At 31.6% G+C, this 9,148-nt stretch carries 6 protein-coding genes and 1 pseudogene; 5 read left to right on the top strand and 2 right to left on the bottom strand.

Going from position 1 to position 9,148, the window contains the following annotated elements; all coding sequences use genetic code 11:
* The first annotated feature begins 727 nt into the window (after positions 1 to 727).
* The gene (locus tag MKO96_RS28950) at positions 728 to 1,636 is read left to right on the top strand and encodes a type IV toxin-antitoxin system AbiEi family antitoxin domain-containing protein (RefSeq protein WP_240589320.1); all 909 of its coding nucleotides are present in this window, start codon (positions 728 to 730) and stop codon (positions 1,634 to 1,636) included.
* Positions 1,637 to 1,661: 25 nt separating this feature from the next.
* Here the strand turns inward: MKO96_RS28950 and MKO96_RS28945 are convergent, their stop codons facing one another.
* Positions 1,662 to 2,594: a nucleotidyl transferase AbiEii/AbiGii toxin family protein gene (locus MKO96_RS28945; protein ID WP_240589319.1), complete on the bottom strand. Its 933-nt coding sequence runs from the start codon at positions 2,592 to 2,594 to the stop codon at positions 1,662 to 1,664.
* 472 nt (positions 2,595 to 3,066) lie between these two features.
* Here MKO96_RS28945 and MKO96_RS28940 point away from each other — a divergent pair, with 472 nt between their 5' ends.
* From MKO96_RS28940 to MKO96_RS28930, 3 genes are all read left to right on the top strand, one after another.
* Positions 3,067 to 4,533 (top strand): plasmid recombination protein, encoded by a 1,467-nt coding sequence (locus MKO96_RS28940; RefSeq protein WP_240589318.1) that lies wholly within the window; start codon positions 3,067 to 3,069, stop codon positions 4,531 to 4,533.
* Positions 4,534 to 4,752: 219 nt separating this feature from the next.
* The gene (locus MKO96_RS28935; RefSeq protein WP_240369445.1) at positions 4,753 to 5,430 is read left to right on the top strand and encodes a Rep protein; all 678 of its coding nucleotides are present in this window, start codon (positions 4,753 to 4,755) and stop codon (positions 5,428 to 5,430) included.
* A 908-nt stretch (positions 5,431 to 6,338) separates the two neighbouring features.
* Complete coding sequence (locus MKO96_RS28930; RefSeq protein WP_000434815.1) at positions 6,339 to 6,539, top strand: cold-shock protein; 201 nt, start codon at positions 6,339 to 6,341, stop codon at positions 6,537 to 6,539.
* 239 nt (positions 6,540 to 6,778) lie between these two features.
* On the opposite strand, the pseudogene MKO96_RS28925 reads toward MKO96_RS28930, so the two are convergent.
* Positions 6,779 to 6,889, bottom strand: a pseudogene (locus MKO96_RS28925) (ATP-binding protein); the annotation flags it as partial.
* Positions 6,890 to 7,862: 973 nt separating this feature from the next.
* Here MKO96_RS28925 and MKO96_RS28920 point away from each other — a divergent pair.
* Positions 7,863 to 8,423, top strand: coding sequence for a MerR family transcriptional regulator (locus tag MKO96_RS28920; protein WP_240589317.1), 561 nt, complete (start codon positions 7,863 to 7,865; stop codon positions 8,421 to 8,423).
* Positions 8,424 to 9,148 lie beyond the last annotated feature (725 nt).

Genomic DNA, 9,148 nt, shown 5'->3' with positions numbered 1-9,148 from the left:
GTTTGAGGGGTATTTAGTGGTTTAATTAAAAAGGAATTTAATTAAACAGCACCATCTAAAAAAATATATGCCTTAGTATATATACTAAGGCAATGTATAGTTTAAAATATCCTGAAACTATGCTATCAGTAAGTATATATACTTACTGAGGACAAAAATAAACTAATAACCATTTTTAGTTTAAGGGGAGTTTTAGGTCTATAGAGAGGTTTTTTTAGTCTCAAGTGTTTTTGTATGTCTAGAATTCTACGAACAGTTTAAGAGTATTTGTAAGCGGTTTGAGGGGTATTTAGTGGTTTAATTAAAAAGGAATTTAATTAAACAGCACCATCTAAAAAAATATATGCCTTAGTATATATACTAAGGCAATGTATAGTTTAAAATATCCTGAAACTATGCTATCAGTAAGTATATATACTTACTGAGGACAAAAATAAACTAATAACTATTTTTAGTTTAAGGGGAGTTTTAGATCTATAGAGAGGTTTTTAGTCTTAAGTGTTTTTGTATGTCTAGAATTCTACGAACAGTTTAAGGGTGTTCGTAAATAGTTTGAGGATTATTTATTGGTTTAATTTTTAAAAAAAATTTAACATTATTAGAGTTGATGAGTAGTTATTAAAGGAGTTCTATACTTTTGTGTCTCTTTTTTGTAAAATGAAACTATTAAAGTAATAAGTATATATACTTATTACTAATAATTTTTTGAAAAAATGGAGGTATTCACATGCCTAGATTAAGTAGGTTTCAGATTATGGAACAAATGAAACCTCAAATTGTGGAATATTTTAAAGAGAAAAATCAAAGGATTTTTTCAGTTCAGGATATGTATGAGATATTAAATTCTTACAAAGAAGAATGGAGATTACCAGCTGTTACTAAGGGTAATGATTTTATAAAATTTTTAACTGAAAATAATATTTTAGAACAAATTGAAATTCAAACACCTCAAAGAAAAATAACAAAATTTAAATTTAATGGTGCTTCAGTATATGAATTAGCTGTATCAATAAACGCGAATTCATATTTGAGTCATTACACAGCTCTTTTTTTGCATGGTTTAACTAATAATATTCCCAAAAATATTTATACAAATACAGAACAATCTCCTAAATACTTTACTTATAAAGATGACATTGAGTTAGAACAGGAAAATATAGATTGGGCTTTTGCTAGACCAATGAGAACTACAAAACAAATAGCTAAATTTGAAATAGATAACAAAAAATATCAAGTATTTTTGTTGAATGGAAAACATCAAAATAGATTAGGAGTATCAAAAGTTAATATTAATGGTCTTGAGCTTCCAATAACAAGTTTAGAAAGAACTTTAATCGATATTGTTGTTAGACCAAATTACTCTGGGGGGATAGAAGAAGTAATTCATGCTTATAAAATTGCTAAAGGTAGTTTTTCTGTTAATCGCTTACTAGTATTGTTAGGTAAAATGAATTATGTTTATCCTTATCATCAATTGATCGGTTTCTATTTAGAAAAAGCTGGATATGATGAAAGTGTACTTAAACTTATAGAATTAAGTGATATTGAATATAATCTTTATTTAACCTATGAAATTAAAGAAAAAAATTTTTCAGAGCGTTGGAGAGTTTATTATCCTAGATACCTTGATTATTAAAAAAAAAGGACAAATTTGTCCTTTTTTAATTTGTTGTTAAAAGTTTTTGTTCTTGTAATGCTTCATAGATCTCTTTAGCAAGACGTTCTACATAATCGAAATAAAAGTCATATGTACCTTTTTTAGTGTCTGCGTTTACTGTATCTAAAACAGATTGGAAGTTTTCTCTATGAAATTCTCTTTCTCCTTGAATGTTTGCCAAGAAGTCTAGTGGAACTTTTTTTAATGTGAAGATTTCTGATAAAATCTGAAGATTATCAGGTGCTGTTAAATCAATTGGATCTGGCCATTTAGTCATAATGGAGTGAATGTCAAAAAAATCTCTTGGTCGAGGTCTTCTGTTAGTAAGTACTAACTCTCTATACCCTTCCATTTGTTGACAAACAGCTCTCAGTTTTTCATAGATTACCATTAACGGCGTGTATGCGTATATTACATATCCATTCAGACGAAATGGTGCTTTTGCTTTGCAGAATTCATATTTACTGATATCAATTTGGAATTTTTTTTCTTGGTTACTTCCTACAACAATAGCATTCACACGAAGTTTTTGTGGATCGTCTTGATATTGTTCGAATTTTTCTTTTTCAATTACTTTGAAATATAGTGTGTAACCGCCCCAGAATTTTTTCATATCATCCTTTATTCTTGCTGGAGAGGGTTTTAAATCCAAATCAAACACATGATAATCTGCTTCTTGAAAGGTAACTTCAAATGCATGTTGTAGCTTAGCTTTAATTTCTGCTAATGTTCCTTCTGCAAAATCATCTTCCATAGATACATCAATATCTACAGAAGCTCGTTCATTTATTTTATGAGCGATATTTAAAGCATTACCACCTTTTAGAACAAAGGTATTCATTAATTCATCATCATAAAATAAAGAAATAATTGCGAGCTCTTTAATTTTTTCTACTACTTCTATCTTGTTTACTGGTTTAATGATTTTCTCCCCCAAGCTTTAATATTTTTATAGTTACTAGTTTTAGTATACGAGGAAAATCTTTCTAAAACAAAGGGGCGCACCATACTTTTAATCAATTGAATAACTATTTGAGTGTATGTCAACGGTAAGCGGACCGTAGGGAGCATTAAGGAGTTGACATACTCACTACACCAAAGACCCTCTTGGTTGGTTAAAACGGTTACCGTTTTGACCTGCCTACCGGCGAGGGAGCCCCTCAAGGAGTTGAGGGGTTGGGGAGTTCGATTGAGGGGGCTGGGGAAGATTTCCCCAGTGGGTTTGGGCAAGGCCCAAGGTGTGTGTTTGCCATGTTAAACATGGCTTGGCGTAGCCAACTAGCGTCGCAGACCCCTATGTATTTTGATACGAAGTGTCAAAATACGTATAGGGTTACGTTAATTGACATCATTTCGTCGCTTTGCTAGACTGATGGTATCAACTAATCTAGGGAAAGTGGTGGCACTTTATGTTGGGTTCTATCTCATTTAATCAATCCCACCAAAGTTCATTGAGTCATAATAACAGAGAAAATATTCATGGAAATCCTGGGATTGATCCAGCCAGGTTAGATGAGAATATTTACTTTGTTCAAAAGGATATCCGAAGTGTATACAAGGATGTCTTTCAAGAAGCAGTGGACAAGTATAACGAGAAACAAAAACGGAATGACCGTAAAATTGATGATTATTATGACAAAATACATAAAGATGATAAGACACATGAGCAACGAGAATTAGTCGTGGCAATTGGGGAAGGTAAAGACGACTCGAAATATAGGGAAGCCAAAAAGGAAGCGTTAAAACAGTATGCAGAGGCGTTTCAAGTGAGAAATCCAAACCTAGCGGTTTATAACATGGTTTTACATGATGATGAAGCGAATCCGCATTTACATATTAACTATGTACCAAATTTCGAAAGTAGTCGAGGATTAACGAGGCGTGTCGGAATGGATAAAGCTTTGCAGCAACAAGGTGTAGAGGGAACGGGAAGAAAGTTAATTGCACATTGGAGAGAATTAGAAACGGCCTATATTGAGAAATTATCGAAAGAACACATTCCAAATTTTGAACGTGCCAATGTAGGTTCACATAAATACATGAAAGTCCGTCAATACAAGGAATATGCAGAAACAAAATCAATTGTTGAGAATCAAGTACAAGAAAAAGAGATGCAGTTACAAATGATTGACCATAATTTAAAAAATGTTGAAGAGAAAACAAACGAATTACAAGTAGTGAAAAAGAGTTTGGAAAGCGATGTCGTTGATAAGTACAAAGAATTAGAGGTAGTGAAACAACAAGTAGAGAGTGAAAGTGAAAAGCTACAGCTAATTGGCCAGTGTCATATAGAGTTAGAAAAAAGAGTAAAACAAATGCAAAAAGAATTAGATAGTGCTATGAATCAAGTACCAAATGAACCTGTTAAAATTCCATTTTTACGTAAAGAAGTAGTAGTAGAAGTACAGGATAAAATGTTTGGAAAAGCTGAAATCACGAAGAAACAGACAAGAAATTATGTGTTATCACCAGAACAATATCAAGAATTAACAAAACAAGTGAATGCAGCGGTTACTATCAAAAAGGATTATGAGCGTTTGAAAAAAACAGATTTTGTGAAAGAGAATGAGAGTTTAAAAGTGAATGCAGAGGCATGGATGCAAGAAAATCGAACGTTGAAACAAGAAAAAAACCAGTTGCAAAAAGAAGTTGGTGTATTAAATATAGAAATTAGCTCATTAAAAGCTCATATAAAGGTTTTGCAGACGAATATAAGAGTTTTGTATGTACAAACGAAAAAAGTTTTTAAGGAGCAATTTAAGGCGTTTAGAGAGAGTGTTAAAAAAGAATTGGATAACAAGGGAGTAGATAATCAATTTGAACGTGAGCATAAAAAAGAAATGAATAGACATCGTGGATTGGACATGGAGCGGTAAAATAGTAAGGAAACTTTGTTTTTATCTTTAAGGTTATTGAAAACGTGATAGAATGAAAAAAAAGAGCCATGCTGGAACATGACTCTTTTTACAGGGTATTCTACGAAAATACCTAGACTACATTTATCTGATTATAGATTATCATAATTTGTTTTATAATCAAATAGCAAAAAATAGGTGTTTTTGTTGATTCCCTCAATTTTAGAGGAGGAATTAACAATGAATGAAGAATTGGGACAAGCTTTAAATCAAGCTGATAGAAATGCTAGAAAAAGAGATTTTGAGAAAGATGGAAAACAAAGAGATCAAGCTGAAGAACTAAAAAAATCTCTTTTACAACAGTTAAAAGAATTAACTGGAGAAGACCATTATGTTGGAACTAATAAAGATCCATTTGCTGGAGAGCCATTTAATCAAGTAATGCATAGAAATTTAGATTTGTTGAATAGTATTGGTTATTTAACTCAAGCAGAAGAAAGTTTTTTATTTAGAATTCAAGCTTATTTGGAATTTAGAAGTAATGTTATTATTTGTAGAGATGATAAATTTAAAAGGAAACGAAAGAGCGTTGAGGAAGATTTTGAGTTACCCAAAGCAGCAACTGTTTCTGAAATTGCTGAAATGATAGGGAAATCAAGAGAAAAAACTTCTTTGGTTATGAATTCATTAAAGAAAAAAGAAATTTTACTTAATCCAGAAGGTGCTGGACAAATTATTGAAAATGGTCGCACTGTAAGTCCTAGAACATGGGTGGTAAATCCTTACATAATGATTTGTGCACCTCGAAAAAATGAAGTGAAACTTGATAAATTAACGATGAGATTGTTTCAATATTCTTTGAAAAATCTTAAAGATCAAAATGGTAAAAAAGTAAAATTACCAGCTAGATTTTTTTAGACTGTATCAATTTGATATAGTCTTTTTTATATGTATTTCAAAGTGTATTATCCATTTTTTTTATTATTTGTATATTTTTAGGTGTGACGAAAACGTCACAAAAAGGATTAAAAGTGTGACGTTTTCGTCACACCCTGAAAAGTGTATTAAACCCAGTCATATCAAGGGATTTACACGTTTTTTGTAGATGATCTCTATTATCACTATTATTAAAGGCTAAAAGTTCCGCAAGGAACAGGTAGTATTTTTGAGCAAGATCAGCTCAAAAATCTCCACCTTCATCATAAAAAAAGCCGGTTCGTAAATCCTCACCTAAAGGCGAATGCCTTTTCTTTTTTATGATGTCCTTGCGGAACTTTTTTCGGCTCGTGTGCTTTTCTCGCCAAGCCGACAGACAAAAAGCAAAGCAATGGTTCTCGACTTGGACTAGCAAGTATACGAGCCGAACCGCTTAGATCATTCGTCCCAAGATAATTCTTATTCTAAAAATAGATACGTAATACGTGGGGGTTCGTCCCCACACGACGAGCCAGCACTTTAGCCAAAAAGCAAATTTCACACCAAAAAACCAGAACAAAATCACATTAAATAAAAAATAACTCGAAAATATCTTATTTTATCAGTTGTTGAATGTTTGAAAAAATCTAACCAATGATATTGTTGAGATCCTTTGGTAACTTCTTGTTGTGATAACTATCATAGTGACTTTTTCTCCAGCAACCACTATTAGTGGCTAGTTACCATAAGGACTTATTTTTGAAATTTGCTATTTTTTAGAAAATATGTTAATCTAAGAATGACCTATTTTTGTTCGGTTTGAGATTAAGAATAAATTTTGTTTTTCGTCTAAGGTATTTGAGCAAGGGTAGTAACACATGTGTGGGTATCCATACTAGGAGGCAACAATTATGGAACAAGGTAAAGTAAAATGGTTTAATGCAGACAAAGGTTTTGGATTCATCGAGCGTGAAGGTGGAGAAGACGTATTCGTACATTTCTCAGCTATCCAAATCGACGGTTTCAAATCTTTAGACGAAGGACAACGTGTAACGTTTGGAGTAGAACAAGGACAACGTGGCGCACAAGCTACTAATGTTCAAATAGCTTAATATTAGCTGATGAAAGACTCTCTTGTAGGGTCTTTTTTTGATTTTGTTACAATATTCCAAATACAACTTTTTTAAGGGGATTTGGGGTGCTTAATTTTTAATGAAAAAGAAGACGTTAGAAATTATAATTTTAGCATTATGGGGTACCGCTGTTTTGTGCAAGCAACAATCCCTGAAAAATGCAGAAAAAATTCCAGAGGCGCGCAGCTATTTTTTAAAATGTTAATTTTGGTATTTCCAGAAGATAAAGCATTTCGCAAGTGATAACTTTCACCTGTGAATGCAATGATATGAGCATGATGGACCAAACGGTCCACCAATGCAGAAGTAAGCCGGTTATCACCAAATAGGGATCACCATACATGCCCATCAACTTAACATTTTGAAGTATCCCCCAAACAAAAAAATTGCACTGTTAAAGGTAAATATAGAGCTAGAATGTAGGTTATTAAGAATTAATAATTATTAAAGTAGAAGATTTTAAGAATGTTTTAACCTGGCTGAATGAAGGTTCGTTTATTTCCCCCTTAAGTTGATGGGCATGGGGTACCGCCAACAAAACCCGAATTTTGTACGCTAAGCAAAAAAAATAAGCTGTCCAAATGGACAGCTTATTTACATAATTTTCGTTATTGGAAGTAAAGTAAACCTCTTTTATTCAAAGAAAGGTATTACATGCTATTCTGAATGCAATAAACAAATAAAATACCAAAACAACAAAAGTAATAATATTAGATGTTGTTCTGAAAGTTTTGTTTTCATACGTTTTATTTAACAAGAAGAAGAACAAAACGACCCAGACCCCGTTGGAAAAGAATGATGTTAGTGCGTTGAAAATAACTCGAAACGCAAATATAGAGTCTTCCATTAGCTTTCCACCCCGCCGTTTTTCCTTATTATACCATTTACAAAAAGTGATGTGTGGTGTTTTTTGGATTGTATATCCTATTCATGTAAGGTTAACATAACATCTTATTATCGGTAGTAAATATTTTCAAAGAACCCTTGTTTTTATAGGGTTCTTTTTTCTTTTTGATTAAAATGGATATGCATGATTTTATACATGGTTGATATAGCGGGGATCCGGAGGATCTTTGCTATTCTTTTTTGCATAAAATCTTGTATAAATAAAAAAGATTTTGATGTTATTATCGAGAAGTAATATATATTGGTGTTAAAATCGGAATGTGTTTCGAAATTAAATCGTTTTTAAAATCGGTTTTCATATCGGTTGTAAGTATATTCCGATTTTGATCGAAATGTTGATTTAATAGTGTTTTTCTAAGTGAAAAACGTATTCCGTTTTTGGGGGAGGAATGAAAATTGGAACTAAAATCGGAAATGTATACACCGAAAATTGTTGCAGATCTTTTAGGGATTACACCCGATTTGTTAAAGGTGTGGTCAAACGAATTTAACGTACAAACGGAGCGAAGTCAGGGAGGGCATCGCAGATACTTGAAGGAAAATATAGAAGAATTAAAAGCGATAAAAGAAAAAATACAGGCGCAAAAATGGTCTTACGATCAAGTTCGGGCATGGCGAAACGGAGAACTAGATTCGTTTGTTTCAAAAGAAGAAAAATCAGAATTAGAAAAGAAATTGAATGAAGTATTAGAAAATCAGCAGTTACAAAATCAATTTAATCAAGCACTTGTTCAAAAATTGAAAGAAATTACGAATGAATTGGTTACGACAAAAGAGCATTTAGCGAATACGGAGAAAAAGTTAACTGAAGTAGAAGGTAAAAACAGTGAATTAGAAGTTTTTATAGAGAAGAAAATAGAGAAGCGAGATCAGTTATTGCTTGAAAACATTAGAGATATGCAAAGACAAAATCAGAAACAAAAGCGAAAAGGTTTTTTTGGTCTATTTAAAAATTAAATGTGTTTGATATTTTTTGTAGGACTTTTAATGTCAAAAAATAGGTTTAGATTTATTAAGAGTAACTTAATAAAGTGCTTATTGCTTTAGTTATACATACTAAAGCAATATGTAATTTTAAATCTTGAAACTTTATTTTTAGTTTCAAGTGTTTTTGTATGTCTAGAATTCTACAAACAGTTTAAGGGTATTTGTAAGCAGTTTGAGGGGTATTTAGTGGTTTAATTAAAAAGGAATTTAATTAAACAGCACCATCTAAAAAAATATATGCCTTAGTATATATACTAAGGCAATGTATAGTTTAAAATATCCTGAAACTATGCTATCAGTAAGTATATATACTTACTGAGGACAAAAATAAACTAATAACCATTTTTAGTTTAAGGGGAGTTTTAGGTCTATAGAGAGGTTTTTTTAGTCTCAAGTGTTTTTGTATGTCTAGAATTCTATAAACAGTTTAAGGGTATTTGTAAGCAGTTTGAGGGGTATTTAGTGGTTTAATTAAAAAGGAATTTAATTAAACAGCACCATCTAAAAAAATATATGCCTTAGTATATATACTAAGGCAATGTATAGTTTAAAATATCCTGAAACTATGCTATCAGTAAGTATATATACTTACTGAGGACAAAAATAAACTAATAACCATTTTTAGTTTAAGGGGAGTTTTAGGTCTATAGAGAGGTTTTTTTAGTCTCAAGTGTTTTTGTATGTCTAGAATTCTA

Origin of the sequence: Bacillus sp. ES1-5, from assembly GCF_022487605.1 — a bacterium.
Classification (GTDB): Bacteria; Bacillota; Bacilli; order Bacillales; family Bacillaceae_G; genus Bacillus_A; species Bacillus_A wiedmannii.
This window is presented reverse-complemented; position numbering and strand designations above follow the sequence as displayed.